This is a genomic window from Sphingomonas sp. 10B4, from assembly GCF_035019905.1.
GTDB classification, from domain to species: Bacteria; Pseudomonadota; Alphaproteobacteria; order Sphingomonadales; family Sphingomonadaceae; genus Sphingomonas; species Sphingomonas glacialis.
In genome coordinates this window covers 1-252 of sequence record NZ_JASJVC010000446.1, presented here as the reverse complement: position 1 = coordinate 252, position 252 = coordinate 1, and the positions used below count along the sequence as shown (strand labels likewise).

Below are 252 nucleotides of genomic sequence, written 5' to 3'. Positions count from 1 at the left end.
CCTAACGTCTTGCGCGCGGCCGCTAAAGTACGCGAAACCTTGCTCAGCTACAGCCGTGCCACCATACCGGCACCCTTGAGCGGCTATATCGCCAAGCGTTCGGTACAAGTAGGCCAACGCGTGGCGGCCGGCAGCCCTCTGCTGTCCATCGTGGCGCTCAATTCGCTCTGGGTGGATGCCAATTTCAAGGAAGGCCAATTAGCCCACATGCGCATCGGTCAAGATGTGCTGTTGCATTCCGATATATACGGC

The 252-nt window shown here is 58.3% G+C and carries 1 protein-coding gene; it reads left to right on the top strand.

Features of this window, described 5'->3' with window-relative positions; all coding sequences use genetic code 11:
- Positions 1-9: 9 nt before the first annotated feature.
- Positions 10-252 (top strand): efflux RND transporter periplasmic adaptor subunit (locus tag QN347_RS20440; protein WP_323494493.1); only part of this gene is annotated, 243 nt, incomplete at its 3' end.